The organism is Aeromonas sp. R7-5 (genome assembly GCF_040908015.1).
In the GTDB taxonomy this organism is placed as follows: domain Bacteria; phylum Pseudomonadota; class Gammaproteobacteria; order Enterobacterales; family Aeromonadaceae; genus Aeromonas; species Aeromonas caviae.
Map to the genome: position 1 here is coordinate 39890 of NZ_JBFOCZ010000027.1, position 26533 is coordinate 66422.

Here is a 26533-nt window from a genome sequence, read left to right on the forward strand (position 1 = left end):
CTCTCCTTGCTCACTCTGCGTTGCTTACAGGGGCATCTGGAATCTTAAAACTACGCACGTCGATTTTTCCGGTCACGGCGTTGGTGATGAGTGCCGAGCGGTATTCGGTCAAACGGTCAATTACATCTGTTGCCTTCGACATCTGCATGTCAAGCTTTTGATTTACCTTGTTGATGTAGTCGATGATGTCCTGCTGCTCATTTACAGGGGGCAATCCAATCCGAAAATCTTTGAGGAATGTTTCTGGAACGCGCTTTTGCCCCCCAGCACCGTACATCTCCGACTCACCAATGCATCGAAACGGATGAGACATTGTGAGGTGAAATAGATAATCCGGCAGGAGGGTGTTATCCGAGCGCATCACATGCAGTTCTGTTGTCCCGAACGCAATCCCGTTTTTTAACCCGCGAGCAATTGCCCCTTTGCCATTCTCAAAGCACGGGGTTATTTTCGCTACAACGACATCGCTGTCTGCGAAGTACGTATATCCCCCGCCTATTTCACCAAGTTCTTTTTCCGCATCGAGATTCAGTCCGCCAAACTCGCCAACCGCCTCCATTGGAATGAATGAGACCAGTTCGTCATCGTTCAGCTTGATTTCCCCCTTGCTAGGGTTTGTTTTCATGCAGAACCGCATACGCTTAGGTGCCCAATGAGCGGGAATGTCACCCAACCAAGGCACCTCTGAATCCTTCATCGCCACGGACGGATCAAGCCCCTTGGTGACAGCATGGCTGATCAGCGCCGTGCGCTTTTCCGCCAGTTTGCCGAGCAGGGACTGTTGCTTGGCGATCAAGGCGTCGATTTGTGCGGTTTTGAAATCGAGGAAGCGAGCGATGACCTTTTGTTCTTCAATCGGCGGAACAGGTATAGGCAGAACGGACTGATAACCTTCACTAAAAGAAGGGACTGCTCCTGGATTAACATGCTCACCGAAATCAAGTGTGGATAGCCAATAGAAGGCCCATTCTGGAACCACTTTTTCTGCATCAACGACATAGGCCGTCATATTGTTGTCAATACAACATGCCGCTGTCGTCATGCGACGGCGGTTTAACAAAAGCGCCGCGCCAATCTTGGCATAAACAATTGCATTCTTTGGAACAATGATTGCGCGCAATAGTTGTGCGGTATCCTTGCTGATAGTATGTGGCGAGGCTAGTAACGTTTTACCGTTTTCTGAAAGGCTCAAGTCCCCAACTTTGTAAAAGTAGAGCTCCTCACCTTGCACATTTTGATATTCGTGCGGGAACCCAGCGCCACCAAATAAGCGTCCCACTTCTTTAAGACGCCGCACCTCCCAACTGCTAGGCACATCACCAATCCAAGGATACTTAGTTGCTAGGTATTCAGGGTATTTCTGAAAACTGACCATCACACCACCTCACTCAGCATGGCAATGATGTCTTTTTCCAACTGACTTATTTCACTGGCGATCTTATCTAGCGGGCGCGGTTGCTTATAGACGTAGAAATGCTTGGCAAGTGGAATTTCGTAGCCCACCTTGGTCTTGCTGTGGTCGATCCAGGCATCAGGTACATGGGGCAGGACTTCGGCCTTGAGGTACTCTTCGCAGTGATCTTTGACTAGTGCTAACAGCTGGTCGTGGCCGGTTTCGTTATCAAAACCCAGCGGCAGCGGCAGGGCGATGTCGCTCGGCAGCGGTACAATCTCGGTATCACGCAGTTCGGGATCCGGCTCGTTAAAACCCTTGTTATCGCGGCAGATATCCGCCTGGGGATCGCGCTCGGATAAAGCGGCCAAGATCGCCTTCTTCACCGGTGCTCCCAGCTTGATTCTTGCTGCCTTTAAGGCGGCGTCCAGTACGGCAACAAACGCGGGGCGGCTAGGGTATAACGTTGCTGCATCCATGCCCTGTAGGGTTTCGAGGATAGCCGCTTGGGTGGCTTTTCCTGCCGCCACCTCTTCGGCATACGCGGCCTCGCTCTTGCGCTTCTTGCTGGTGGCCAGATTGGCAAAAGCGCTCTGGCCAGCAAGCCGGGTGATACGTTCGGCGCTGACTTGGAAATTGAGGCGTAGTGGGCGCTCGACTGTGATCTTCAGGAAGCCAAATTCGCGGTTCTCGAAGAGCTTGCTGCAGGTGCGTTCCACCGTCTGCGGCTTGCCATCGATGGTCTCGATCACTTCACTCTTTGCGTCGTGCTCATACTCGGCATACAGGCGCACCAATTCCTTGATGTGTTCATCCGAGAGCTCGTTACGCTTATTGCCCAGGCTCTTGTCCATCTTCTTGAAGTGGCGGGTGCCATCGATAAGTTGCACCTGGCCTTGGCGATGAACGGGCTTCTTGTTGGTGACGATCCAGACGTAGGTGTAGATGCCTGTGTTGTAGAACATCTGGTCAGGCAGGGCGATTATGCTATCCAGCATGTCGCGTTCGATAATCCAGCGGCGGATATTCGATTCACCGGAACCAGCATCGCCGGTAAACAAGGGCGAGCCATTGAACACCACGGCGATCTTGGAGCCATCACCACCCAGATTATTGCCATCGACCAATTGGGGCGGCTGATGCATCTTGGAGATCATGTGCTGCAAAAACAGCAGCGAGCCATCGTTGATGCGTGGCAGACCTGCGCCAAAACGGCCATCAAAGCCTTGCTGTTGGTACTCTTCACGCACGAACTCTTCTTCCGGTTTCCATTCCACGCCAAAAGGCGGGTTGGCCAGCATGTAGTGGAATTTCTTATCCGAGTGGCCGTCGTGTGGCACAAAGCCGTTGGTCTTGTTCTTGGCATCCTTGATGCCCAGAGTGTCGCCATAGATCAGGTTGTTGATTGGCTCGTCTTTGATCAACAGGTCCGAGCAGCAGATGGCATAGGACTCTGGGTTGTATTCCTGACCGAACAACTCAATGTTGGCATCCGGGTTAAGGCCGTGAGTCACGCCATCGCCACAGATGAACTTTTCTGACTCGGACAACATGCCGCCAGTGCCCGCCGTTGGGTCGTACACGCTGCGGTAGATACCTTTTACATAAATATCGTCCTCGCCAGTGAATAGCAACTGCACCATCAGACGAATGACTTCGCGTGGGGTGAAGTGATCTCCGGCCTCTTCGTTGGCTTGCTCGTTGAATTTGCGCACCAGCTCTTCGAACAGGTAGCCCATCTGCAAGTTGCTGATGACCTTGGGTGACAAGTCGATATCTTGAGAGCAGAACTCCCGGATGATCAGAAACAGCCGATTAGCCTCGTCCAGCTTGGCGATCTCGGCTTCAAACTCAAACTTGTCGAAGATGTCGCGGGCGCGTGGCGAGAAACCCTGAATATAGGCGATCAAGTTGCCCGCGATATTGGGAGCATCCCCCAGCAGCTTTTCAAATGTGAAGCCGCTGGTGTTGAACAGCTCTTGTTTGCGATCGGTTGCGGCAATGCGCGACAGTGCTTTGTCCAGCGCAGGGCCGGTGATGCCCTTTTCTTCCAGACGTTTCTTTTCGTCCAGCACCTTTTGCTTGTTTTCGGCCAGCACCAGATCGAAGCGGCGCAGGACAATCAGCGGTAGCATGACCCGGCGATACTGAGGCGGACGATAGGGGCCACGTAGTTTGTTGGCGATATTCCAGATAAAACCAACCAGGTTTTGGTGTTGATCATTTTGCATGAGAGATTCCCGAAAAAATGCGTTGTTTAATCTTCTGAAAAGTAATCGGAGTCCAGCGTCTTGATGGCGAAGACCTGACGGGTGGAAACACCCACGTTGTGTTCAATCATCAGGGCGGTGAGACGAGAGCCGTCGATCAGCACTATGCGCTTCTCAATCAATCCCACATATTCCTGAGCCTCACGGCTAAAGCCGGAGGTAGTGATAAAGACCCCTTTGCGTGCCCTGTGTAGATCGAGTGCTCCGGCAAAGGCTTGTATCTCGGGACGGCCGACGGTCTTATCTGCGTAGCGCTTGGCTTGCAAATAGATGGAGTCGAGCCCCAGCTTATCTTCCTTGATGATGCCATCGATACCGCCATCACTGCTGGCGCGGGTGGTTTGCCCCGCCTCCTGCCCACTGCCGCCATAGCCCATGGCCACCATCAGATCGACCACCAGCTGCGGGGGGCAGGGCCAGCACCTCAGCCAGCAGCTCATCTGCCAGGGAGAGGTTGAGGGAAGCTAGCGCTTGCTCAATCAGTTCTTGTGGGGGGGCTGGCCGGGATATCAGTGAGTGTCGCCAAGTCTTGCTGTGTATTCCCTGCGGGTTCATTGGATGCTTTGGTAAAGGCAATGAACTCGTTGAACTGTGCCAGATAGTGATTATCGATCGTATGGCCCGATGCCAGTGCAGCTTTGCCCCGTTCGCTGATAAGGCAAATCCCCCGTTTTGGTTGCTCAATCAGCCCGGCTTTAACCAGATAAGTCTTGGCCCAGCCGACGCGGCTGCGCAGCGTGGTTTGCCGACCGCTTGGCAGGGTATCTGCCAGTTGCTCAGGGGTGAAGGCATAGTGTTGGCAAATCAGCTCGAATACGTCTCGTAAAGGGCGGGTAACTCCATCGGCCAACACTTTGAGCACCACCGGCATCATGGCTTCATAGCTGGGCAAGGTTTCTTTCATCGGGCGACCAGATCCAGACAAAACAGGAGCTTATCTTGTCACAGCAGTCAACTAGGGGCCAGTGGATGGATCAGAATTGGGCTGGTGGCCGATGATTATTACCTGCTCTACTCTACGCGCCCATTGGCGCATGGTTGCTAGCGAGCAAACATCGCATTGACGATGTGATTAAATAATGGTATTTGCGCACACGCGCCCGCGCGCTTTTAAGTCATTTATGTTATGAATGGGGCTAAATCGAAAACCTAGTTTTACGTGGATTTATATTGTGTGTTTTGTATCTAAACTTAGGGTGTGGTGCTAATTTTGTTTCTTTGTATAGATAAATCGTCTGACGCATCAAGCGTGAGCCAGAAGGTGAACAGGCCTCGATACATGAGGAATAAAAGATAAAACCCGCTGGTGGGCGGGTCTTGGTCAGTTAGTAGAAACGCATATTGCGCCCTTCGAACATCAGTGGCACACCGCCCGTTCGACCATCTCTCACTTTGTCGAATACGGCTCTTACTTCTGTGCCATCCGGCTCGCGGTGAATGCCCAGAATAACAGCGGCATCTTTCTCCGCTTGGCTCGAATCTGCAATGTCTCCCTTTTTCGGGATCTTGTTTTCGCGCTCATCAACGGCCCTCGTTGCCTGGGCGAGGCTCACGATCGGCAAGCCAAGCTCCTTGGCAAGCTGACGCAGGCGACCGGAGACGGTGGCTACTCGCTTGCGGTCATCACCCAGACTGTCAGGATGATCAATGTCTTGGAGATAGTCCACGTAAAGGGCCTCGATCCCGTTTTGACGCTTCCACTTGCGGGCAATCGCTTCAATGTCACTGATCGAAATACGCGGCGCATGGAGTACTTGCAGGCGATCCCCAATCTTGGTCATCCACCCATGCCCTTTGGCGCTGTGCTTGGCCGCATCCATGTCGTTCAGTTTACCAGCCTTGACCAATGCCACTGTCACGCCGCTAGTCAGCGCTGCAAGGCGAGTACCAACGTCTGCCCCCGGCATTTCAGCAGAGATAAGTCCAATCCTGCGTCCGTTATTAAGGTTGGCGGCGGTCATGCTCAGCAGTAGTGCTGTTTTCCCCACACCAGGGCGGGCGACAATTACGGTAAGGTAGCCAGCGGGACAGCAAGTGACGGCATCCAGAGACGGGATCCCGAACGGCATTCCCATCAGTTCACCACGAGCGGCGCGGTCCTCGGCTTCTTGGGCAAGCTCGGACAGCTGGGGCCCGTTGCTTTCGTACTCGTTGCCGTCATCATCGACGGCAACCAGGTCGGAAACCAATGCGGATACATCCAGATCGCCTTTGGCAGCCTTTGCGGTGGCGGCCAGCAGCAGATTATGCACCTTGCGACGGGCTGCCTTGGTCTTGATTGATTCGGCGTAAAGGTGTGCGTTTGCCGTGCTTACCCCCACCTTGATCAGCTCGATCAAGTAGGCAGACCCACCGACGCGATCAAGGTCTCCCCGTTCTTTAAGGGCCTCCGTCAAGGTGCCAAGATCAAGCGTATAGCCATCACGGCAAACTGCTTGGCAGGCATCAAAGATGATGCGGTGAACGTTACTCTCGAAGTGGTTGCGGCGCATACCGTGGGCGTCGAAGATTTCCGGCTGGTTGCGGCTAATCACGCTTCCAATAAAGTATTGCTCGGCGTCAAAGCTGCTCAGCTTATTGTCGTTGGTGTGCGTCATTAGTTGTACCCCTCGAACATCTTGACCGGGGTATCTGTAGCGTGATGGCGGTGCTGGGGGTTGCGACCCGGTTCTTTGTCGGCCCGGCGGATCCAGTTCCTCCAGGTAGCTTGCCAATCGAGTTTAAAGGCCTCCTTTCCAGGCTTTGCGATCCAAAAGTCAGCAAATGTCAGGGCTTCGCGGGCTATGTCGCTTTTCGCCAAGTGTTTGGCCTCATGTACCGCCCAATGGATCCAATCATCGGGAACGGCGAAGCCTTCGGGAAGGCGAGTACCCTTGGGGTTTACCTTAGCTTTGTCATTACTGAAGAGGGCAGCCTCCTGCTTAGCAGGAGGCAAATCACTAGATGTATTCTCTTCTTTTTTCTTCTTATCTTGCATGACCCCATCATGACTCAAACATGATGAGGTCATGACCCCATCATGACCCCTTGCGCGAAGTTCCCCGATAACTGTTCTCATAGCCGGGCTGCTGGTCATGGATTGGTCCAAGCGACGGGCCAATTTCATGCACGTGATTGCCCCCTCATGCTCTTCAAACAAACCCAGCTTGATGAAGTAACGGAGAATTTCCTCCACCCTGGCCGGTGTGCTGCCGGTATTACGAGCGACAATCCTGACGTCGTGTTCAAGCTGGAATGTCAGGCTGCCGAGTTCTACCTTGCCTGCGATCAGCTCAAGGCAGTACCAATAGAGACCATAGCCCTCAAGGCCATAGTCCAGCAGTACGTTTTGGAACTTGGCGTCTTGATTGGCGTCAGTGTCGTGCTTAAACCACTTCATTGCCGCTCCCTTTTTTCAGCATGGCCCGCATCTCGGCGAGCGTGAATTCGCCGACCTCAAGGCTGCGTTTATCCTCCAAGGTCTGGTTGATCTGGGCCAAATCGGGGAGCTCGATATTGACACTACGAGCCACCCGACGGGCGGGGCTGCGAGGGGATTTGCCACACACACACTTGACGGGATCACCTGCGGGAATATTGATAAAAGGGATGCTGGTGACACCCTCTACGATCTCCACAAGCGGCAGGGGGTAAGTATTCAGTTTCACGCCAGCCTCGTGCCATTTCGGCGCAGCGGTCATGGCTGCGGAAATGATCAAGTTACCCAGCTCTGCCAGGCTCATGTCTGACAGATTGAAGGTGATTTTGGGCGAAGTGGTGTCCTGAGCTTTTTCGCTCTGGGCATCAACGTATTGCAGAGCCTCGCGGTTGTTGTCGATTTTGGTCATCATCCGCCCCCTATGCCTTGCGGCTCTTTTGGATTTGGGCGATGAGCCAGGCTTCCACTTCCTCTTTAACCCAGCCGACTGCCTGCGCGCCAACAGACACCGGCTTGGGGAAGGAAGGATCGTAATCCCTGGGGCGCTTCAGGTTGGGGCGCAGTTTGGCGTAGATAGTCGAGCGAGAAAGCCCTGTGCGGGCTTCAACCTGTTTGCGACGAAGAATAGTCAGTGCGGGTTTGATCTGTACGGCCATGTTTCGCTTTCTCCAGTTGAAGGTGAAGCGCCCCGGAACGGCCCGGGACATGGTTTCGTACAATATGCATCGGGATTTCTTAGATCGAAGAAACTCGGCAAGTTTTCTGGGCATGAGTTTTCCGCCAACTGGGAAAACTCGCCTATTATTTTTCGCTCGAGTTTTCTTGCTTTTTTATCTAAATTCCCCCTTTAGCGCTTTGCTTACATCGTCATAGGTCACGATAGTATCGGGGGAGTTGATAACCACGTTGGCCACAATGGCCATTGCTTGCATGAGTGGCCTTGTCAAAGTGAAGTGGTACTGCTTAGCCAGTAGGTATCCAAAGGCCCTCAAGTATTCTGATTTCTGGCTATGCTGCCGTGAACTAGTCGCTGCTTCGATCACATCAGACTGGCTCGGTCTGAAATCACGCATCACGTTTGCCAGCGTACCAAGCAATGCTGTGAGTGTGGGGGCTGTATCCCATGCATAGCGCAAGCTATCCCTAACCTCTTCTGCCGGGTCGATAACAATACTTTTATCAGCAGGCATAAATTGCACGTTAAGGGTGGGGAAGGGCTCGTCGCTGGCTAACGCTGGTTTTGCCTTGGGCATCTCTCGCTCCGGCTGGTTGCCGAGCAGATAGCCCCGCAGGCCACGCCACATATGCAGATTGCGTCCCCGATCTGCGTGGTTGTCGGTTTGCCGTAGTAAAGCAGGGATTGAATCGAGCTCGTCTGGACCGCTGATGCCAATGTCCGAAAAGTGGTCGATTGCGTTAACCGCAGTCTCTATTGCGTTGACTACCACGCCTGCCTGATCCGCAGCCCGCTTCGATTTGTCACGTGATTTTGCAAAGTCTTGGTGTGCAGCCCATGCCGATCGGATGAAATTTTCCCACTGTTGATCGTCGCTAAAAATACGCGTCAGCAGGGCGAATGGCTCTGCCATGCGCGGATCTTGTCCTAACCGGCAAAGACAGGCCACTTCGACAGCGACACTGTCCCTATGGGCCAAGGCTTCGGCCCTTTGTATTCTCAAACTTGGTAGGTAGTCTTCTCTGCCTCGCTGTAGGAACGATTCAATCGTTCGCTCGATGCCTGATAAGATTTCTTCCGCATTAGCGAGGGATGAAGCCCACCCTTGTTGTTCCCGTGAATCTCCTTCGATCAACGTTGTTATTAATACCCGGACCGCTGCCGGGGTGTATGCTGGAAAGTCCATCTTAGCGCTCTGTTATGGTGTCCTCGGCTGTTCCGGTCTGTATACAGGGGTTAGCGTCTGGCGAGTTGAGATAATGGTTTATGTTGTCGATTGGTACGATTTTCCAAAGGGGCCGATGATGACCTTGCCGCGACCATCCTCAATCTGGCTATCCACGAAGTCAGCCCACCATTGCAGCATTTTCCGTCGTGGATCCAGATATTCGGCTTTGTTATAGATGCCTGCCACGCCTCCAACCTCATGGGCTAAGGCTTTCTCGATCCACTTGGAATTGAAGTGACCAGATTCATTCAGCTGAGTTGACGCCGTTCTGCGGAAGTCGTGAATGACAAAGTCCCTTACCTCGATGTCCAGTGTTCGAACCGCGACATTGAGGGTGGATTTAGAGATGGGCTTGTGCAGATCGCTGCGACTAGGAAATACCCATTCAGAGCCGCTTGATAAGCCCTTCAACTCTTCGAACATCGCAACTGCTTGCCGAGATAGAGGAACGAGGTGGGCTTTGCTCATCTTCATGCGTTCGCCAGGAATTTCCCACATCGCCCCTTCAAGGTTGAACTCTTCCCAGCGGGCTTCGATCAGTTCCGATTTACGAACCATGCACAGGATGAGCAGGTGTAGGGCCAGCTTATGGGCGCGCTTCATGTTGGAGTGATAGATAGTCCGCAACAGGATTCCGATTTCATCTGGCCTCAGGGCCATGTCCTTGCTTCTCGCTCTGGCGATGTATTTCGCCTCGATAGCCGTGGCAGGGTTGAAGGTGATCTTTTGCCGCCCGATAGCATAGGAAAACAGCCGCTTCAACACGTTACGAGTTTGCAGCGCCATTTGATCGGCCCCGCGATTTTTGATCTTGTCAGTAATGGAGAGGATGTCAGTGACCGTCACATCGGTGATTTGCTTGCTGCCAATCGCCGGGATCACGTCCTTTTCCAAAATGCGCTTGATGTTGCGAGGGTTACTGTTCGCGGGTTCGGCAATTTTGGCATACCAGTGCCAAGCAAAGGCTTCCACCGTATCACCCGCTCTTATCGCTTCCTCTTTCTCTCTGGCTTTTTCGACAGCCTTCAAGCACCACTCTCGGATAAACAACTGGGCCAGGTCTCTCGCTCCGAGGGTGGCGTCACTAGGGATAGGATCTCCTCGTTTCAAGGCCATTGGGGAGAGGCCACGACCGGCTAATGCTTTACAGTCATCGCGTCAGCTACGGGCTTCGGAGAGGGAATAGGCAGGGTAGTTACCTAATGTGATTTTTTCCTGCTTGCTACCACGTCCACCGACTCGGTAACGCAGTCGCCACACCATTGACCCATCCGGCATGACGTCAAGATGAAGCCCACCTTCGTCGGTTTTGGTGTATGGCTTTTCGCCCGGTTTGAGATTTCGTAGCTTCGTATCCGATAGAGCCATCATGCACCTCCATTTGAGCCCCGTGTTCCCATGGAAATTGCATCACCATGGGAACACCAATCATCATGGGAACACATCTCTGCAGGCCTTTATCCATAAGGCATGCGGCGATATTCCATCCTCCATGTGTTCCCATGAAAAGTGATATCTCCTTTTCAAAAATAGACCACTTGGGAACACATCCGACCATTCATGGGAACACATTTTTTGATCATGGGAACACATATGGGAACACATATTGGTGGATTTCTGCGGAACGTACAAGACAGGAAAAGAACAAAAAGCCCGCAATTACGCGGGCTTATGGATTGTTTGCGGAATAATTAGGACCATTACAGAACCGGGATTATTTTCCGATGCAGAAGCTGGAGAAGATGCGGCCCAGCAGATCGTCGGAGCTAAACTCGCCGGTGATCTCGGACAGGGACTCCTGGGCCAGGCGCAGCTCCTCGGCCACCAGTTCGCCAGCCACATAGACCTCAAGCTGCTCCCTGGCTACCCGCAGCCGCTCGGCGGCACGCTCCAGTGCGTCCAGGTGGCGGCGGCGGGCCATGAAGCCCCCCTCGGTATTGCCCTGGAAGCCCATGCAGGCCTTGAGGTGCTCGCGCAGGGCGGGCAGCCCCAGCTCGGTCTTGGCGGAGATGCGATAGACGGCGTGGCCCTGCTCCTGGCTCGGTGCCAGATCCTCGCCGGTCAGGTCCGCCTTGTTGCGCACCACGGTGAGGCCGATGTTTTTTGGCAACCGATCAACGAATTCTGGCCAGATGTCGTGGGGATCGACGGCATCCGTGGTGGTGCCGTCCACCATGAACAGCACCCGGTCGGCCTGTTCGATCTCGGCCCAGGCACGCTCGATGCCGATCTGTTCCACCTTGTCCTGGGTATCGCGCAGGCCCGCGGTGTCGATGATGTGCAGCGGCATGCCATCCAGATGGATGTGCTCGCGCAGCACGTCGCGGGTGGTACCGGCGATCTCGGTGACGATGGCGGACTCGCGGCCTGCGAGGGCGTTGAGCAGGCTCGATTTGCCGGCGTTGGGGCGACCGGCGATCACCACCTTCATCCCCTCTCGCAGCAGGGCACCCTGCTTGGCCTCGCCGCGCACGTCGTCCAGCTCGGACATGATGGCGTAGAGGTCACCCGCCACCTTGCCGTCGGAGAGAAAGTCGATCTCTTCATCCGGGAAGTCGATGGCCGCTTCCACATAGATGCGCAGCCGGGTGAGGCTCTCCACCAACTGCTGAACCTTGCCGGAGAACTGCCCCTGGAGGGAGTGCATGGCGCTGCGGGCGGCCTGCTCGCTGGAGGCTTCGATGAGATCGGCGATGGCCTCGGCCTGGGCCAGATCCAGCTTGTCGTTGAGGAAGGCGCGCTCGCTGAACTCGCCCGGGCGGGCGGGGCGGATGCCGTCGATCTGCAGGATGCGGCGGATCAGCATGTCGAGAATGACGGGGCCGCCATGGCCCTGCAGCTCCAGCACGTCTTCGCCGGTGAAGCTGTTGGGGGCCTTGAACAGCAGGGCGATGCCCTGATCCAGCGCCTGGCCCTGCTCGTCCCTGAACGGCAGATATTCGGCATAACGCACCCTGGGGAGCTTGCCGAGCACTATCTCGGCGACCCGCTCGGCGGCAGGGCCGGAGACGCGGACTATGCCGACGCCGCCACGGCCGGGGGCGGTGGCCTGGGCCACGATGGTATCTGTTGTCATCTTGCTTGACTCGCTGGTTGGCTGAATGAGTAAGAGGGTGGGGGACATTGTAATAAAAAAGGCGGCCCGAAGGCCGCCTCTTTTGTCATCAGGAAAGATGGGCTGCGCATCAGTTGCGTGAGTGCAGGCCTTTCTTCTCCAGCTGACGATAGATGATGGTCTGCTGGATGATGGAGATGACGTTGCTCACCAGCCAGTACAGAGTCAGACCTGCCGGGAACCAGAGGAACATGAAGGTGAAGATGATCGGCATGAACTGCATCACCTTCTGCTGCATCGGGTCCGTGATGGTGGTCGGGCTCATCTTCTGCAGATACCACATGGAGGCACCCATGAGGATTGGCAGCACGAAGAAGGGGTCCTTCACCGACAGGTCGGTGATCCACAGGGCGAACGGCGCGTGGCGCAGCTCGACAGACTCCATCAGTGCCCAGTAGAGGGCGATGAAGATGGGCATCTGAACCAGGATGGGCAGGCAGCCGCCCAGCGGGTTGACCTTCTCCTTCTTGTACAGCTCCATCATGCCCTGGGACATCTTCTGGCGATCGTCACCGAAGCGTTCCTTGAGCGCAGCCAGCTTGGGCTGGAGCATGCGCATCTTGGCCATGGAGGTGTACTGGGCCTTGGTCAGCGGGAACATGATGCCGCGCACCAGCAGGGTCAGCATGATGATGGCCAGACCCCAGTTCTGGACGAAACCGTGGAACACGGTCAGCAGCCAGTGCAGCGGTTGGGCGATGAACCAGAGCCAGCCGTAGTCGACGGTCAGATCCAGGTGGTTTGCCACCTTGGCCATCTGATCCTGCAGCTTGGGACCGATCCACAGCTTGCCGCTCACTTCGGCCTGCTGGCCAGCAGCGACGTCAACCAGCGGCGCCTTGTAGCCGATGATGGCCTGGTCCTTGCCCGGGATCACGCGGCTGTAGAAGCTGTTGGTGTCGTTGGCATTCGGGGCCCAGGCGGAGACGAAGTAGTGCTGCAGCATGGCGACCCAACCACCCTGGGTGGTCTTGTTCAGGTCGGCATCCTTCATCTCGTCGAAGGTGTACTTCTTGTAGCGGGAGTCTTCGCTGGAGAAGGCACCACCACGGTAGGCACTGGCCACCATGGCATGACCTTCCTGATCCTTCGGCGTGGTCATGGTCTGCTTCAGCTGACCGTAGAACTGTACCTGGACCGGCTCGGCAGACTTGTTGTCGATCTTGTAGTCGACGCCCACGGCGTAATCACCGCGCTTGAGCACGAACTCCTTGGTGAAGACCACACCCTTGCTGTCGGTCCAGGTCATCGGAACGACGACTTGATCCTGACCATCGGCCAGCTGATAGCTGGTCTGGGCGGCTTCATAGGTGGGACGACCTTGAGCCTGGCTGTCCGGACCATTGCGACCGACCAGACCGCTCTGGGCCACATAGAGGTGGGCAGGCTGGCTGGTCAGCAGGGTGAACGGCTGTTCCTTGCCTTCTTCCAGCTTGTGGGCCAGCAGTTCGGCAGAGACGATGTCACCGCCCTGGGTGTCCAGGGTCAATTTGAGCACGTCGGAGGAGACGGTGATCAGCTTGCGCGCGGCGTTACCATTTGCTTGCTCGGAAACCTGAGGAATATCACCGGTCTGACCGGCTTCAGGTACGAAATGTTCGGTTTGGGCCACGGTAGTCGGGGCCGGCTTCGGAGCCTTGTCGGACTCCCACTGTTGCCAGAGCAAGAAGCTCACGAACAGCAAACCGATCAGGAGTAAATTGCGTTGTGATTCCATAGTCTTCAGTTTCTTCGCTTTGGTTGCGGAACCGGGTCATAACCACCCTCGGATAAGGGATGGCATTTTAATAGACGTTTGCTGGCTAACCAAACGCCTTTTATGAAACCGTGAAGTCGGATTGCTTCTATCGCAAATTGGGAACAAGTCGGGGTGAAACGGCAGCGCGGCCCGAGCAGGGGACTAATGATTAGCTGATACAGGCGTATCAGTTTGATTGCTACCCATTGCAACGGCGTGACAGAGTGCGCCATAGCTTTTCCAGTAACTTGAACAGCGCTTCGTTGTCCATCTCCTTCACGCCACCCTTGGCGATCACGACGATGTCGATAGCGGGCAGATTGGCTTGATTGAGGCGAAAACTTTCCCGAACCACTCGTTTTACACGGTTGCGCCAGACGGCACGCTTGAGCGCCTTTTTGGGCACGGCGAGGCCAAGACGGGGGTGTTCGAGGGAGTTGGGGCAAGCAAGAAGCGTAATTTGCGGAGAAGCGGCCCGGACAGGCTCGGCGAAAACGCGTTTGAAGTGTTCGGGAGTTAACAGACGTAACTCCCGAGAGAAGGTGTGCTGGGTAGGCATTAGACTACCAGGCGGGCACGACCCTTGGCACGACGAGCGGCCAGAACTTTGCGGCCGTTGGCAGTAGCCATGCGAGCGCGGAAACCGTGAGAGCGCTTGCGCTTCAGGTTGGACGGTTGAAAAGTACGTTTCATGATTCGATTCCGTATTTCTGTACAGTTTTGATTGTCACACTTAGCCGACGCGCCAGCTATAGCGTGTGACGACTAGCAAAAGAGGCCGAATTCTAAACAGAGTTCAGCTTCTCGTCAATCCGCCGTTCCTTTCCATCTCGCCCCGTTCGTCGACCGAGCGGGATAATCTGGCAGGATCCGGAGGATCAAGGGCCCCGAATTATACTGGCAACCCGGGGTTAAACAAGGATCCCTCAAGAAAAAAGGCGGCCAGGCCGCCAAAGAGAGAGCTATTTAAGTACTTTGCGCAGGAACTCCCGGGTACGGGGATCCTGCGGATCGACCAATATCTGATCCGGCGGGCCCTGCTCCACGATCCGGCCTCCTTCCATGAAGATCACCCGATCGGCGACATCACGGGCAAACTCGATCTCGTGGGTCACCACCACCATGGTCTGGTGCTGGCGGGCGAGCTGCTTCATCAGGCCCAGCACCTCGTCGACCCACTCGGGATCGAGGGCGGAGGTGGGCTCGTCAAACAGGATCACCTTGGAGTGGGCCGCCATGGCCCGGCCGATGCCGACGCGCTGTTGCTGGCCGCCGGAGAGGGAGGCCGGGTAGGCATCCTGTTTCTCGGCGAGGCCGATGTCCTTGAGGATGCCCAGGGCAGTGGCACGAGCCTCCGCCTTCGGCTGCTTCCAGACGGTGATCAGCCCCTCGGCGATGTTGTCCAGCGCCGTCTTGTTGGCGAACAGGGCGTAGTTCTGGAACACGAAAGAGGCGCGTTTGCGCAGTTCGATGGCCTGCTGGTCGCTGGCCTTGGCCAGATCCACGGCGAGGTCATCGATGACGAGCCGCCCTGCATCCGGGGTTTCCAGCAGGTTGAGGCAGCGCAGCAGAGTCGACTTGCCGGTACCGGAAGGACCGATGATGACGACAATCTCCCCCTTCTTTACCTCAAGATCGATGCCGTTGAGCACCTGATTTCCGTCATAGGCCTTGGAGAGACCCGTTAGGTTGATCATGACAGGCCTCCTTTAATAAGCACGGTTCAGCCGCACTTCCAGCAGATGCTGCAAGCGGGTGAAGAAGATGACCACCACCCAGTAGATCAGCGCTACCGCCATGAAGCTCTCGAAGAACTTGAAGGAGGAGGCCGCTTCCATCTGGGCCTTGCCCATGATCTCCGCCACTCCCAGGGTAAACGCCAGGGAGGTGCTCTTGATCATGTCGATGAAGTAGTTCATCAGCGACGGTGTCGCGATGCGGGCCGCCTGGGGCAGGATGATCCGCTGCATCGCCTGCAGCCGGCTCATGCCGATGCTGAGGGCGGCTTCCATCTGGCTCTTGTGGATGCCGAGAATGGCTGCCCGGATCGACTCGGCCATGTAGGCGGCAAAGTGCAGGGTCAGGCCGATGATGGCGGCGGTAAAGGCATCCATCCCCACGAAGATGGGGAAGAGCTGCGGCAGCCCGTAATAGAGCAGAAACAGCTGGACGAGCAGCGGTGTACCCCGGAAGAACGAGATATACAGCATCGCCAGCCAGTGAAGTGCGGGAACGCGAAACACCCGTACTATCGCCAGGATCAGCGACAGTACGAGTGCCAATACGAATCCCCACAGGGCCATTTCCATCGTGGTGCCCAGGTATTTGAGCAGGATGGGAAACAGCCCTAGCGTGTACTCGAGGTCAAATTCCATCATTTATTTGCTGGTGATGTCCGCTGCGAACCATTTTTCGGAGATTTTGGTCAGGGTGCCGTCTTTGCGCATGGCGGTGAGGGCATCGTCAACCTTTTTCAGCACTGCCTGCTTTTCCGGGGTCTTCAGGAAGGGCAGGGCGTTCTCGATGGTTTCGAACGGTGCACCGGCCTGTTGCAGCGGCAGCTTGGATTCCTTGATCAGCTGGGCGGTGGAGACGCGGTCCATCACGAAGGCGTCGATGCGGCCCAGGGCGACATCCTGCTCGAAGGCGGAGTCATAGGTACGGATATCGATCTTCTTGTTGGGGTCGTTCTTGCGCAGCAGCTCTTCGAAGTTGGAGCCCAGGTTGACGGCGACTTTCTTGCCTTCCAGGTCTTTGATGCCGTGGATGGTGTTGTTGCCCTTGCGGACCACTATCTGGGCACCGTCATAGACATAGGGCTGGGAGAAGGCGTACTTGGCCTTGCGCTCGTCGGTGATGGTGATCTGGTTGGAGATGGTGTCGACGCGGCCGGTTTCCAGCATGCCGAACAGGCCGGAGAAGCTGGCGGTCACGAACTCGACCTTGTAGCCGGTGCGCTCACCGATCTGGTTCCACATGTCCACCTCGAAGCCCTGCAGCTTGTCCTGCTTGACGAAGGTGAACGGGAAATATTTGCCGGACATGCCGACCTTGATGGTTTCCTGAGCGATGGCCTGGCTGGACAGGCTGGCCAGCAGAATGGCGGCGCCGGAAATCAGCTTGATGGTGGTTTTCATGGGGATTCCTCTCTCTGTAGTGCTGTATTTTTAGTTGTAATCACGGGTTGGCGCTGATGTTATTGGAATAAAATATAAAAAATAAATGATATTTGGTTATATAAAATAACTATGGTCGCAGCGCGCCATTCTGTCCACATTGACGATATCCGGCTGTGGGTAACTTTGGGGATGAAATGGGATCCTGGGGCGTTGGATCCTTGAAAGTCAAGGATCTTATTTGCTGGATCCGTGCGGCAGCAACTGGAGATCCGGCCACTAAAAACGTAGAATAGCCGGTCTTTACTTAATCAATTGACGGGAGTCTAGAGTGACTGCTTCGCTATGGCAGCAGTGCCTTAACCGGCTGCAAGATGAGTTGCCCTCGGCAGAATTCAGCATGTGGATCCGGCCGCTTCAAGCGGAGTTGAGTGACAATACTCTGACCCTGTATGCACCGAACCGCTTTGTTCTGGACTGGGTACGCGACAAGTACCTGCTCCGGGTCAACGGCATCATCAACGAGCTGTGCGGAGCCGACGCTCCCACCCTGCGTTTTGATATCGGCAATCGCCCTCATCCCGTCGCCGTCGCCAGGGCGCCGGCCCGTGGTGTCGATCCTGTGAATAACTCTCCCAAGAGCTGGGAAAACAAGGCCGAAAACAAGCCCGAGCCAAACCACAAGAGCAACACCAACGTGAACTATACCTTCGAGAATTTCGTCGAGGGTAAGTCCAACCAGCTGGCCCGTGCGGCCGCCCGTCAGGTGGCCGACAATCCGGGTGGTGCCTACAACCCGCTGTTCCTCTATGGCGGCACTGGCCTTGGCAAGACTCACCTGCTGCACGCCGTTGGCAATGCCATCAAGGATCGCAAGAAAGACGCCAAAGTCATCTACATGCACTCCGAACGGTTCGTGCAGGACATGGTGAAGGCGCTGCAGAATAACGCCATTGAAGAGTTCAAGCGTTATTACCGTAGCGTCGATGCCCTGCTCATCGATGACATCCAGTTCTTCGCCAACAAGGAGCGCTCCCAGGAGGAGTTCTTCCACACCTTCAACGCCCTGCTTGAAGGCAATCAGCAGATCATTCTGACCTCGGACCGTTATCCGAAAGAGATCAACGGGGTGGAGGATCGTCTCAAGTCCCGCTTCGGCTGGGGGCTCACGGTGGCGATCGAGCCGCCCGAGCTGGAGACCCGGGTTGCCATCCTGATGCGCAAGGCGGACGAGAACCATATCCATCTGCCGGACGAAGTGGCCTTCTTCATCGCCAAACGGCTTCGCTCCAACGTCCGTGAACTGGAAGGCGCCCTCAACCGGGTGATCGCCAACGCCAACTTCACCGGCCGCGCCATCAACATCGACTTCGTGCGCGAGGCGCTGCGCGATCTCCTGGCCTTGCAGGAGAAGCTGGTCACCATCGACAACATCCAGAAGACGGTGGCGGAGTATTACAAGATCAAGCTGGCGGATCTGCTCTCCAAGCGTCGCTCCCGCTCCGTTGCCCGCCCGCGCCAGCTGGCGATGGCGCTGGCCAAGGAGCTGACCAATCACAGCTTGCCTGAGATAGGGGATGCCTTTGGTGGCCGTGACCACACCACGGTTCTTCATGCCTGCCGCAAGATCGAGCAGCTGAAGGAAGAGAGTCACGACATCAAGGAAGATTATTCCAACCTGATCCGTACCCTTTCTTCCTGATACCGGAACGGAGTGCACAGATGCAGATTGCATGTTCCAGCCTGATCCGAATCCTTTCCTCCCAATAACAACGGAGAGCACAGATGCAGCTCGAAATTAGCCGTGAGGCCCTGTTACGTCCCCTGCAACTGGTGTCCGGTGCCCTGGGTGGCCGGCCGACCCTGCCCATCCTCGGCAACGTCCTGCTCGATGTCAGCAATGGCCTGCTGTCGCTGACCGGGACCGATCTCGAGGTGGAGATGATCGGACAGGTCTATCTCAACAGCGACAGCCAGGATGGCCGCACCACAGTGCCGGCGCGCAAGCTGCTGGACATCTGTCGCGGTCTGCCGGAGGGGGCGGAGATCCGTCTCAGCACCGAGGGAGAGCGCCTCATCATCCGGTCCGGCCGCTCCCGCTTCAACCTGTCGACCCTGCCGGCGACCGAATACCCGAACATCGAGGATTGGGAATCCGTGCTCGAGTTCGACATCAGCCAGCTGGAGCTGAAAAAACTCATCGACGCGACCCAGTTCTCCATGGCGAGCCAGGACGTGCGCTACTACCTGAACGGCATGCTGTTCGAGAGCGAAGGCCACGGCCTGCGTACCGTGGCGACGGACGGTCACCGGCTGGCCACCTGCCGCCGCGAGGTGGTGGGGGAATCGCTGCCCGATCATCAGGTCATCCTGCCGCGCAAAGGGGTGCTGGAGCTGGTGCGCCTGCTGGAAGCGGAAGACAAGCCGGTAAGGCTGCAAGTGGGCCGCAGCAATCTGCGCGCCGCCCTGGATGGCTTCATCTTCACCTCCAAGCTGGTGGATGGCCGTTTCCCGGACTGGCGCCGCGTTATCCCGAGAGGGAGCGACAAGGCCCTGATCGCCGGTCGCGAGGATCTGCGCCAGGCCTTTGCCCGTGCCGCCATCCTCTCCAACGAGAAATTCCGTGGGGTGCGTCTCAATCTGCAGGAAAACCTGCTGCGCATCACCGCCAACAACCCGGAACAGGAAGAAGCCGAAGAGCTGCTTGACGTACAATACGCCGCTGGCGAGATGGAGATCGGCTTCAACGTCTCCTATGTGCTGGACGTGTTGAATACGTTAAAATGTGACCAAATCCGGATCAGCCTGAGCGATTCCATCAGCAGCGCCATTATTGAGGATTTTGAGAACCAAGATGCCCAGTACGTGGTGATGCCGATGCGGATCTAGTCGTGTCCCTGGTCAAACTCCAGCTCAGCGACTTTCGCAACATTCAGCACGCCAGTCTCGCGCTGTCTCCCGGCCTCAATATCCTGGTCGGGAGCAACGGCAGCGGCAAGACCAGCGTGCTGGAAGCCATTCATTACCTTGGTCTCGGCCGCTCGTTTCGTACCCATTTGACCGGGCGGGTCATCCGCCAGGGCGAGCGGGCCTTTACCCTGTTTGCCCAGTGCGAGCTGGAGGGGCGTCAGGTGCCCATCGGGCTTGCCAAGGACAAGGGGGGCGAAACCCAGCTCAAGATCGCCGGTGCCCAGGCCCAGCGCCTGGCCGATCTGGCGGAGCTGTTGCCGGTACAGTTGATCCACCCCGATGGTTTCAGCCTGCTGACCGGTGGGCCCCAGGCTCGCCGGGCCTGGCTCGACTGGGGTGTTTTCCATCAGGAGCCGACCTTCTTCTCCCTCTGGGGGCGGGTGCGTCGGCTGCTGAAGCAGCGCAATGCCTTGCTGCGCCAGAGCACCCAGTATCGTCAACTGGCGTTCTGGGATCAGGAGCTGGTGCGATTGGGCGGCGAGCTGGCGGGGTTTCGCGCCAGTTATTGTCAGGCCATTACACCCCTGATCAAGGAGATGACGGCAGATTTTCTGCCGGAGTTCGATATCAGTCTTGGATTCTATCGAGGCTGGGAAAAAGACACTCCCCTCGACGCATTGCTGGAGGCGGGGTTCGAACGGGATCGTTCGCTGGGGTACACTGGGGTCGGTCCGCAGAAGGCGGACGTGCGGCTCAAGGCGAACGGTGTCCCCGCGCAGGATATTTTGTCCAGGGGTCAGCTGAAGTTGCTGGTCTGTGCCATGCGGCTGGCCCAAGGGCTCTATTTGAATCAACATAGCAGCCGCGGCTGTATTTTTTTAATTGATGATTTTGCCTCTGAACTGGATGTCGACAAACGTCGTCTGCTGGCTGCAAGGCTGAAGCAGTGCGCGTCCCAGGTGTTCATTACCGCCATCGATACCGGTCAGCTCGCAGACATGATGGATGCGAGTGACTGCAAGCTGTTCCACGTGGAACAAGGCAAGATCTCCGAAACGTTAGAGAAGGCAGAGAGTAAGCTATGAGTGAAAATACTTACGACTCCTCGAATATCAAGGTGCTCAAGGGTCTGGATGCGGTCCGCAAGCGCCCGGGGATGTATATCGGCGATACGGACGATGGATCGGGCCTGCACCACATGGTGTTCGAGGTCGTCGACAACTCCATCGACGAGGCTCTGGCTGGCTACTGCTCCGATATCCAGGTCAAGATCCATTCCGACGGCTCCGTCTCCGTGCGCGACAACGGTCGCGGCATTCCGGTGGACATCCACCCGGAAGAGGGGCGTTCGGCCGCTGAAGTCATCATGACCGTGCTGCACGCCGGCGGCAAATTCGATGACAACTCCTACAAGGTGTCCGGCGGTCTGCACGGTGTGGGCGTTTCCGTGGTGAACGCGCTTTCCGACAAGCTGCTGCTGACCATCCGCCGCAACGGTCATGTTTACGAGCAGACCTATCACCTGGGCGAGCCGCAGGCACCCCTCAAGCAGATTGGTGACAGCACCGGCACCGGGACGGAAGTTCGCTTCTGGCCGAGCCCGACCATCTTCAGTGACACCCTGTTCCACTACGAGATCCTGGCCAAGCGTCTGCGCGAGCTCTCCTTCCTCAACTCCGGCGTCTCCATCCGTCTGATGGACGAGCGTGATGGCCGCGAGGCGCACTTCTGCTACGAGGGGGGCATCAAGGCCTTCGTCGAGTACCTGAACCAGAACAAGACCCCGATTCACCCCAAGGTGTTCCACTTCACCACTGAGCAGGACGGCATCGGTGTCGAAGTCGCCATGCAGTGGAACGACGCCTATCAGGAAGGGGTCTACTGCTTCACCAACAACATTCCGCAGCGGGATGGTGGCACCCACCTGGTGGGCTTCCGTACCGCGCTGACCCGGACGCTGAACAACTACATGGACAAGGAGGACTACAGCAAGAAGGCCAAGTCCGCCGCCAGTGGTGACGACGTCCGTGAAGGTCTGATTGCCGTTATCTCCGTCAAGGTGCCTGACCCTAAGTTCTCCTCCCAGACCAAGGACAAGCTGGTCTCGTCCGAGGTGAAGACCGCCGTGGAACAGGCGATGGGTGAGAAGCTGGCCGACTTCCTGCTGGAAAACCCGGGCGACGCCAAGATCGTGGTCAACAAGATCATCGATGCGGCCCGTGCCCGCGAAGCGGCCCGCAAGGCTCGCGAACTGACCCGCCGCAAGGGCGCGCTGGATATCGCCGGTCTGCCCGGCAAGCTGGCTGACTGTCAGGAAAAAGACCCGGCGCTCTCCGAACTCTACATCGTGGAAGGGGACTCTGCTGGTGGCTCCGCCAAGCAGGGTCGCAACCGGAAGAACCAGGCCATCCTGCCCCTCAAGGGTAAAATCCTGAACGTGGAGAAGGCCCGTTTCGACAAGATGATCTCCTCCCAGGAGGTGGGCACCCTGATCACCGCTCTGGGCTGTGGCATCGGTCGCGACGAGTACAACCCGGACAAGCTGCGCTATCACAACATCATCATCATGACGGATGCGGACGTCGATGGTGCGCACATCCGTACCCTGCTGCTGACCTTCTTCTATCGTCAGATGCCGGAAATCATCGAGCGTGGCTATGTCTTCATCGCCCAGCCGCCGCTCTACAAGGTGAAGAAGGGCAAACAGGAGCAGTACCTGAAAGACGAAGACGCATTGTTGCAGTACCAGACCGCCATGGCGCTGGACGGTGCGACCTTGCACGTCAACGAGTCTGCCCCGGCCATCGGTGGCGAGGCGCTGGAGCGTCTGGTCAACCAGCATCGCGCCGTGACTCACCTCATCACCCGCATGTCCCGCCGCGCGCCGGAAGCCGTGCTGACCCAGCTGATCTATCAGCCTGAGTTGAACGAAACCCTGCTGGCCAGCGAGAGCGATCTGCAGACCTGGTGCCAGAGCATGGAAGCCGTGCTCAACGAGAGCAACCACGGTATCCAGTACCAGATGCAGGTACGCCGCGACGAGGAGCGCAGCCTGTTCGTGCCCCACGCCGTGGTACGCCAGCACGGGGTCGACCGTGAATATCCGCTGAGCTATGACTTCCTGCAATCCTCCGAGTACCGTCAGCTGGTCTCCCTGGGCAAGGAGATCGCCAACCTGATCGAGGAAGGCGGTTACATCAAGCGTGGCGAGAAGGTGAAGCCGGTCGCCAGCTTCGTTGAAGCGGTCGAGTGGCTGATGGGCGAAGGCAAGCGTGGCATCTACATCCAGCGCTATAAAGGGTTGGGCGAGATGAACCCGGAGCAGCTGTGGGAAACCACCATGGATCCGGAAGCCCGTCGCATGCTGCGTGTCACCATCGACGACGCGGTCGGCGCCGACCAGCTCTTCTCCACCCTGATGGGTGACGCCGTAGAGCCCCGTCGCGACTTCATCGAGACCAACGCCCTGCGGGTTGCCAACCTCGACGTCTAATCAGACGGTCCGACAACCATCAAAAGCCGCTCCTCGTGAGCGGCTTTTTGTTTTCTGGGGCAAGGAAGAGGGCGCGTTCCACGTGAAACATGAGGGACCTAGACTCTGTCACCACGAAAGGTGCGGCGCCACTCCCGCGGCGACACCCCGAAGCGGGCGCGAAAGTGCTTGCGCAATATGGTGGCGGACCCGAGCCCCACCAGTTCGGCGATGCGTTCCACGGTGTGGGAGCTGGACTCCAGCAGCGTCTGGCTGCGGCGCAGGCGCTCCGCCATCAGCCACTCCCCGAGGGAGAGACCGGTGGCGAGCTGGAAGCGGCGGCTAAAGGTGCGTCGGCTCATCATGCAATGTTCCGCCAGGCTGTCCAGGGTGTGGGGCGCGGCCAGGTGCAGGCGCAGGTGATCGAACAGCTGGTTGATCCTGGCATCCCGGGTGGTGGCGGGTACCGGCTGCTCGATGAACTGGGCCTGGCCACCCTCCCGGTGGGGAGGGACCACCAGCCGCCTGGCCAGCTTGTTGGCAATCTGGCTGCCGTGATGCTGGCGAACCAGATAGAGGCAGCAGTCCAGGCTGGCGGCGGTGCCAGCCGAGGTGATGAGCCCGTCGTCGTCGACGTAGAGGGCATTGGTATCGAGCCGCACCCGGGGGAAGCGCTGGACGAATTCCTGTTCAAATTCCCAGTGGGTGGCGGCACCGCGCCCGTCCAGCAGGCCGGCATAGGCCAGCACATAGGTGCCGAGACAGAGCCCCCTGATCCGGGCGGCAACCAGGGCATCGAGCAAGGGTTGGGCGGGGCGCTCGGCCGGATCGCGCCAGAAGGGGATGATGATGATATCCGCCTCCAGCAGACCCTCCAGGCCATAGTCGGCCTCCATGCGAAAGCCCTGGGAGGAGGCGGGTTGCCGCGTGTCATCCCCGGCGCAGAGTCTCAGCTCGAACAACGACTGGCCCGGCATCATCTTGTCGCCAAAGATGAGGCAGGGCACCGAGCAGTGAAAGGGGCTGAAGCGATCGAAGGTGATGACGGCGACGATGAGAGGACGGGGCATGGTGGAAGACTCCTTTGCACTCGGATCCCCATCATACGGGGCAGCAACAGAAAGCCGAAGAGCCATGTGGTGCCCGGCCTCTCGCTCAGAGCACCATGGTGTCGCCATCCTCGGGCACCCTTACCCGGGCGGCCATCCCCTGGCTGTCCAGGTAGTCGCGCAGCTCCCGCCGTGACAGCAGGGCATGATTGACCGCCTCCATGTGGCTGGCGATCAGGGTGGCCTGCGGGGCAGCCTGATAGACGGCGGCCACATCCTCCTTGCCCATGATGATGGCGCCCAGACCCGTCACCCGGGCATCGCCGCAATTGAGGACGACGACCTCGGGTTGGTGCCGGTGCAGCGCTTGTTCAACCTGGGCATTCCAGACGGTGTCGCCGGCCAGATAGAGGGTTTTTTCGGCGGGATGGGAGAAGACCACTCCGCTGACCTCGCCAAGGCGATCCCCCAGCAGGGCCATGATGGTATCGCTGCCGTGCCGGCCTTCCGTCCGTTGCAGGCGGATGCAGGCGAACTCGCCGACCTCGCCCAGCAGGCGTACATCCTCGAAGCCGCATCCCCTCATGGTGTCGGCATCTTTCTGATGCTGCACGAACAGGGGGAGGTGCCTGGGGATCTTCGCTTTCGCGACATCGTCCCAGTGATCCAGATGGTCATGGGTGACGATCACCGCATCCACCTCCAGCAGGGTCGCCATGGGCAGCGGCAGCTCGACCAGGGGGTTGCGAAGATGGCTGTTGGCCATGCCTTCGAAGCCGGGGTAGCTCCCCTTGGGGGCCAGCATGGGGTCGATGAGGAAGCGGGTTCCTGCGTAGTGGATGAGCAGGGTGGCGTTGCGAACCTGGGTAATCTTCATGGCGTGCTCCGGTTTCTCGTTGGGGACACGGCCAGTATGGAGGGGTGAGGGACGGATCATGAGTGGCCCGCAGGCCTATTATCGATCTAATCGGGCCATTCTTGATGGCCTGCATTTCTTTTGTTTTTACCCCTTGAAAGCCAAATGCTGGCCCCTATATAGATAACAAGGCCGGAACGCTCGACAGAGGTTTCGACCAGGCGCCCGTCCATCAGGAGGGCAAACAATCCGTTATCGCTCAAAAGAGGATAATACTATGCGTTCTATCGACTTTTCTCCGCTCTATCGTTCTGCCATCGGTTTCGATCGTCTGGCCACTCTCATCGAATCTGCCGCCAGCAATGGCAATGCCGGCTATCCCCCCTACAACATCGAGCAGCTGGGTGACAGCGACTACCGCATCAGCATGGCGGTGGCGGGCTTTACCCAGGAAGAGCTGGAGCTGAGCTTCCAGGAAAATCTGCTGACGGTGAAGGGCAGCAAGCAGGCTGACACCGAGCGTAACTACCTCTACCAAGGCATTGCCGAACGCGGCTTCGAGCGTCGCTTCCAGCTGGCCGACTATGTGCGGGTGAAGGGAGCCGACCTCAAGAACGGTCTGCTGCACATCGACCTGGTGCGCGAAGTGCCCGAGGCGATGAAGCCCCGCAAGATCGAGATCAACGGCTGACAGCCTGACCTCGTTGCATTGCTGATGTTTCCCGGGTGCCGATGGCGGGCCCGTGGAGAGTAAACCCTGTTGCTTTATAGAAGGATAGGATCATGCGTAACCTCGATTTTTCTCATCTCTATTCCAATGCCGTCGGCTTCGAGCGGATGGCCCGCGAGCTGGAAGGCCTGTTCGATCAGAAGACCTCGGCCTACCCCCCGTACAACATCGAAAAGCGGGATCACGACAGCTACCTCATCACGGTTGCCGTGGCCGGTTTCGATCGCAATGAGCTGGAGCTGGAGACCGAAAACGGTACCCTCAAGGTGAAGGGGCGCAAGGTCGCCACCATGGGCGAGCGCCAGTTCCTCCATCAGGGGATCGCCGAGCGGGACTTCGAGCTCGCCTTCAAGCTGAGCCAGCACGTGGAAGTGCAGGGGGCCAGGCTGGAGCACGGTCTGCTGACCATAGAGCTGGCCCGGGAGCTGCCGGAAGCGCTCAAGCCCCGTGCCATCCCCATCGGCAAACCCGATCAGCTGGCACTGCCCGGTTAAACAACATCGCTGACCACCTGATAGAAAAGAGGCCTGCATCTGCAGGCCTCTTTTTTTCATGCCGAAGG

At 57.3% G+C, this 26533-nt stretch carries 27 protein-coding genes; 6 read left to right on the forward strand and 21 right to left on the reverse strand.

Annotated features, from left to right (window positions below; all coding sequences use genetic code 11):
• Positions 1-10: 10 nt before the first annotated feature.
• The 19 genes from AB5Y53_RS11285 to AB5Y53_RS11375 all read right to left on the reverse strand — a co-directional run bounded on the left by AB5Y53_RS11285 (position 11) and on the right by AB5Y53_RS11375 (position 16975).
• Positions 11-1375, reverse strand: a complete 1365-nt coding sequence (locus tag AB5Y53_RS11285) for a restriction endonuclease subunit S (RefSeq protein ID WP_368182032.1) — start codon at positions 1373-1375, stop codon at positions 11-13.
• A complete protein-coding gene (locus AB5Y53_RS11290; protein ID WP_368182033.1) occupies positions 1375-3624 on the reverse strand; it encodes an N-6 DNA methylase in 2250 nt (749 codons plus the stop codon). Before AB5Y53_RS11290 ends, AB5Y53_RS11285 begins: the two co-directional genes overlap by 1 nt.
• 26 nt (positions 3625-3650) lie before the next feature.
• Complete coding sequence (locus AB5Y53_RS11295; RefSeq protein ID WP_368182034.1) at positions 3651-4061, reverse strand: restriction endonuclease; 411 nt, start codon at positions 4059-4061, stop codon at positions 3651-3653.
• 77 nt (positions 4062-4138) lie between these two features.
• Entirely contained in the window at positions 4139-4567 is a 429-nt protein-coding gene (locus AB5Y53_RS11300) for a winged helix-turn-helix domain-containing protein (protein ID WP_368182035.1), read from the reverse strand.
• 421 nt (positions 4568-4988) lie between these two features.
• Positions 4989-6260, reverse strand: coding sequence for a replicative DNA helicase (locus AB5Y53_RS11305; RefSeq protein ID WP_368182036.1), 1272 nt, complete (start codon positions 6258-6260; stop codon positions 4989-4991).
• Positions 6260-7042 (reverse strand): Lin1244/Lin1753 domain-containing protein, encoded by a 783-nt coding sequence (locus tag AB5Y53_RS11310; RefSeq protein WP_368182037.1) that lies wholly within the window; start codon positions 7040-7042, stop codon positions 6260-6262. The genes AB5Y53_RS11305 and AB5Y53_RS11310 overlap by 1 nt, the downstream gene beginning before the upstream one ends.
• The gene (locus AB5Y53_RS11315) at positions 7029-7490 is read right to left on the reverse strand and encodes a hypothetical protein (protein ID WP_368182038.1); all 462 of its coding nucleotides are present in this window, start codon (positions 7488-7490) and stop codon (positions 7029-7031) included. The genes AB5Y53_RS11310 and AB5Y53_RS11315 overlap by 14 nt, the downstream gene beginning before the upstream one ends.
• A gap of 10 nt (positions 7491-7500) precedes the next feature.
• A complete protein-coding gene (locus AB5Y53_RS11320) occupies positions 7501-7737 on the reverse strand; it encodes a helix-turn-helix transcriptional regulator (protein WP_368182039.1) in 237 nt (78 codons plus the stop codon).
• Between the two features lie 174 nt (positions 7738-7911).
• Positions 7912-8670 carry a hypothetical protein gene (locus AB5Y53_RS11325; RefSeq protein WP_368182040.1) on the reverse strand — a complete coding sequence of 253 codons (759 nt, stop codon included), beginning with the start codon at positions 8668-8670 and terminating at the stop codon, positions 7912-7914.
• Between the two features lie 351 nt (positions 8671-9021).
• Positions 9022-10014 carry a tyrosine-type recombinase/integrase gene (locus tag AB5Y53_RS11330; protein ID WP_368182041.1) on the reverse strand — a complete coding sequence of 331 codons (993 nt, stop codon included), beginning with the start codon at positions 10012-10014 and terminating at the stop codon, positions 9022-9024.
• Between the two features lie 129 nt (positions 10015-10143).
• Positions 10144-10356 carry an Arm DNA-binding domain-containing protein gene (locus AB5Y53_RS11335; protein ID WP_368182043.1) on the reverse strand — a complete coding sequence of 71 codons (213 nt, stop codon included), beginning with the start codon at positions 10354-10356 and terminating at the stop codon, positions 10144-10146.
• A gap of 343 nt (positions 10357-10699) precedes the next feature.
• On the reverse strand, positions 10700-12061 hold the full coding sequence (gene mnmE, locus AB5Y53_RS11340) for a tRNA uridine-5-carboxymethylaminomethyl(34) synthesis GTPase MnmE (protein WP_368182044.1): 1362 nt from the start codon (positions 12059-12061) through the stop codon (positions 10700-10702).
• Between the two features lie 109 nt (positions 12062-12170).
• Complete coding sequence (gene yidC / locus AB5Y53_RS11345; RefSeq protein WP_010672279.1) at positions 12171-13817, reverse strand: membrane protein insertase YidC; 1647 nt, start codon at positions 13815-13817, stop codon at positions 12171-12173.
• 5 nt (positions 13818-13822) lie between these two features.
• Positions 13823-14071, reverse strand: coding sequence for a membrane protein insertion efficiency factor YidD (gene yidD / locus AB5Y53_RS11350; protein WP_010672280.1), 249 nt, complete (start codon positions 14069-14071; stop codon positions 13823-13825).
• The gene (rnpA, locus tag AB5Y53_RS11355) at positions 14038-14397 is read right to left on the reverse strand and encodes a ribonuclease P protein component (RefSeq protein WP_010672281.1); all 360 of its coding nucleotides are present in this window, start codon (positions 14395-14397) and stop codon (positions 14038-14040) included. Before rnpA ends, yidD begins: the two co-directional genes overlap by 34 nt.
• Positions 14397-14531, reverse strand: coding sequence for a 50S ribosomal protein L34 (gene rpmH / locus AB5Y53_RS11360; protein WP_005307156.1), 135 nt, complete (start codon positions 14529-14531; stop codon positions 14397-14399). The genes rnpA and rpmH overlap by 1 nt, the downstream gene beginning before the upstream one ends.
• 269 nt (positions 14532-14800) lie before the next feature.
• On the reverse strand, positions 14801-15535 hold the full coding sequence (locus tag AB5Y53_RS11365) for an amino acid ABC transporter ATP-binding protein (RefSeq protein WP_010672282.1): 735 nt from the start codon (positions 15533-15535) through the stop codon (positions 14801-14803).
• A 12-nt stretch (positions 15536-15547) separates the two neighbouring features.
• The gene (locus tag AB5Y53_RS11370) at positions 15548-16216 is read right to left on the reverse strand and encodes an amino acid ABC transporter permease (protein WP_010672283.1); all 669 of its coding nucleotides are present in this window, start codon (positions 16214-16216) and stop codon (positions 15548-15550) included.
• Entirely contained in the window at positions 16217-16975 is a 759-nt protein-coding gene (locus tag AB5Y53_RS11375; RefSeq protein WP_368182046.1) for an amino acid ABC transporter substrate-binding protein, read from the reverse strand. It abuts the gene before it with no gap.
• A 310-nt stretch (positions 16976-17285) separates the two neighbouring features.
• On the opposite strand from AB5Y53_RS11375, the gene dnaA reads away from it, so the two are divergent.
• The 4 genes from dnaA to gyrB all read left to right on the forward strand — a co-directional run bounded on the left by dnaA (position 17286) and on the right by gyrB (position 23357).
• Positions 17286-18656, forward strand: a complete 1371-nt coding sequence (gene dnaA, locus AB5Y53_RS11380; protein ID WP_368182047.1) for a chromosomal replication initiator protein DnaA — start codon at positions 17286-17288, stop codon at positions 18654-18656.
• Positions 18657-18739: 83 nt separating this feature from the next.
• Positions 18740-19843 (forward strand): DNA polymerase III subunit beta, encoded by a 1104-nt coding sequence (gene dnaN, locus AB5Y53_RS11385; RefSeq protein WP_039040646.1) that lies wholly within the window; start codon positions 18740-18742, stop codon positions 19841-19843.
• Positions 19844-19845: 2 nt separating this feature from the next.
• Entirely contained in the window at positions 19846-20949 is a 1104-nt protein-coding gene (gene recF, locus AB5Y53_RS11390; RefSeq protein WP_010672287.1) for a DNA replication/repair protein RecF, read from the forward strand.
• Positions 20946-23357 (forward strand): DNA topoisomerase (ATP-hydrolyzing) subunit B, encoded by a 2412-nt coding sequence (gyrB, locus tag AB5Y53_RS11395; protein WP_042879717.1) that lies wholly within the window; start codon positions 20946-20948, stop codon positions 23355-23357. Before recF ends, gyrB begins: the two co-directional genes overlap by 4 nt.
• A 98-nt stretch (positions 23358-23455) precedes the next feature.
• Here gyrB and AB5Y53_RS11400 read toward each other — a convergent pair whose 3' ends face one another.
• Both AB5Y53_RS11400 and AB5Y53_RS11405 read right to left on the reverse strand, forming a co-directional pair.
• A complete protein-coding gene (locus AB5Y53_RS11400; RefSeq protein ID WP_368182048.1) occupies positions 23456-24406 on the reverse strand; it encodes a GlxA family transcriptional regulator in 951 nt (316 codons plus the stop codon).
• A gap of 85 nt (positions 24407-24491) precedes the next feature.
• Positions 24492-25262: an MBL fold metallo-hydrolase gene (locus tag AB5Y53_RS11405; protein ID WP_368182049.1), complete on the reverse strand. Its 771-nt coding sequence runs from the start codon at positions 25260-25262 to the stop codon at positions 24492-24494.
• A 256-nt stretch (positions 25263-25518) separates the two neighbouring features.
• Here AB5Y53_RS11405 and AB5Y53_RS11410 point away from each other — a divergent pair, with 256 nt between their 5' ends.
• Together AB5Y53_RS11410 and AB5Y53_RS11415 are read left to right on the forward strand one after the other, a co-directional pair.
• Complete coding sequence (locus AB5Y53_RS11410; RefSeq protein ID WP_010672291.1) at positions 25519-25932, forward strand: Hsp20 family protein; 414 nt, start codon at positions 25519-25521, stop codon at positions 25930-25932.
• 92 nt (positions 25933-26024) lie between these two features.
• Positions 26025-26465 (forward strand): Hsp20 family protein, encoded by a 441-nt coding sequence (locus AB5Y53_RS11415; RefSeq protein WP_010672292.1) that lies wholly within the window; start codon positions 26025-26027, stop codon positions 26463-26465.
• The last annotated feature ends 68 nt before the right edge of the window (positions 26466-26533 follow it).

Excerpts from the sequence above, each read along its gene's own strand:
- AB5Y53_RS11285 (WP_368182032.1), bottom strand. The coding sequence starts at position 1,375 with ATGGTCAGTTTTCAGAAATACCCTGAATACCTAGCAACTAAGTATCCT.
- AB5Y53_RS11290 (WP_368182033.1), bottom strand. The coding sequence starts at position 3,624 with ATGCAAAATGATCAACACCAAAACCTGGTTGGTTTTATCTGGAATATC.
- AB5Y53_RS11300 (WP_368182035.1), bottom strand. The coding sequence starts at position 4,567 with ATGAAAGAAACCTTGCCCAGCTATGAAGCCATGATGCCGGTGGTGCTC.
- AB5Y53_RS11305 (WP_368182036.1), bottom strand. The coding sequence starts at position 6,260 with ATGACGCACACCAACGACAATAAGCTGAGCAGCTTTGACGCCGAGCAA.
- AB5Y53_RS11310 (WP_368182037.1), bottom strand. The coding sequence starts at position 7,042 with ATGAAGTGGTTTAAGCACGACACTGACGCCAATCAAGACGCCAAGTTC.
- AB5Y53_RS11315 (WP_368182038.1), bottom strand. The coding sequence starts at position 7,490 with ATGACCAAAATCGACAACAACCGCGAGGCTCTGCAATACGTTGATGCC.
- AB5Y53_RS11320 (WP_368182039.1), bottom strand. The coding sequence starts at position 7,737 with ATGGCCGTACAGATCAAACCCGCACTGACTATTCTTCGTCGCAAACAG.
- AB5Y53_RS11325 (WP_368182040.1), bottom strand. The coding sequence starts at position 8,670 with ATGGCAGAGCCATTCGCCCTGCTGACGCGTATTTTTAGCGACGATCAA.
- AB5Y53_RS11335 (WP_368182043.1), bottom strand. The coding sequence starts at position 10,356 with ATGATGGCTCTATCGGATACGAAGCTACGAAATCTCAAACCGGGCGAA.
- mnmE (WP_368182044.1), bottom strand. The coding sequence starts at position 12,061 with ATGACAACAGATACCATCGTGGCCCAGGCCACCGCCCCCGGCCGTGGC.
- yidC (WP_010672279.1), bottom strand. The coding sequence starts at position 13,817 with ATGGAATCACAACGCAATTTACTCCTGATCGGTTTGCTGTTCGTGAGC.
- yidD (WP_010672280.1), bottom strand. The coding sequence starts at position 14,071 with ATGGCGCACTCTGTCACGCCGTTGCAATGGGTAGCAATCAAACTGATA.
- rnpA (WP_010672281.1), bottom strand. The coding sequence starts at position 14,397 with ATGCCTACCCAGCACACCTTCTCTCGGGAGTTACGTCTGTTAACTCCC.
- rpmH (WP_005307156.1), bottom strand. The coding sequence starts at position 14,531 with ATGAAACGTACTTTTCAACCGTCCAACCTGAAGCGCAAGCGCTCTCAC.
- AB5Y53_RS11365 (WP_010672282.1), bottom strand. The coding sequence starts at position 15,535 with ATGATCAACCTAACGGGTCTCTCCAAGGCCTATGACGGAAATCAGGTG.
- AB5Y53_RS11370 (WP_010672283.1), bottom strand. The coding sequence starts at position 16,216 with ATGATGGAATTTGACCTCGAGTACACGCTAGGGCTGTTTCCCATCCTG.
- AB5Y53_RS11375 (WP_368182046.1), bottom strand. The coding sequence starts at position 16,975 with ATGAAAACCACCATCAAGCTGATTTCCGGCGCCGCCATTCTGCTGGCC.
- dnaN (WP_039040646.1), top strand. The coding sequence starts at position 18,740 with ATGCAGCTCGAAATTAGCCGTGAGGCCCTGTTACGTCCCCTGCAACTG.
- gyrB (WP_042879717.1), top strand. The coding sequence starts at position 20,946 with ATGAGTGAAAATACTTACGACTCCTCGAATATCAAGGTGCTCAAGGGT.
- AB5Y53_RS11400 (WP_368182048.1), bottom strand. The coding sequence starts at position 24,406 with ATGCCCCGTCCTCTCATCGTCGCCGTCATCACCTTCGATCGCTTCAGC.
- AB5Y53_RS11405 (WP_368182049.1), bottom strand. The coding sequence starts at position 25,262 with ATGAAGATTACCCAGGTTCGCAACGCCACCCTGCTCATCCACTACGCA.
- AB5Y53_RS11410 (WP_010672291.1), top strand. The coding sequence starts at position 25,519 with ATGCGTTCTATCGACTTTTCTCCGCTCTATCGTTCTGCCATCGGTTTC.
- AB5Y53_RS11415 (WP_010672292.1), top strand. The coding sequence starts at position 26,025 with ATGCGTAACCTCGATTTTTCTCATCTCTATTCCAATGCCGTCGGCTTC.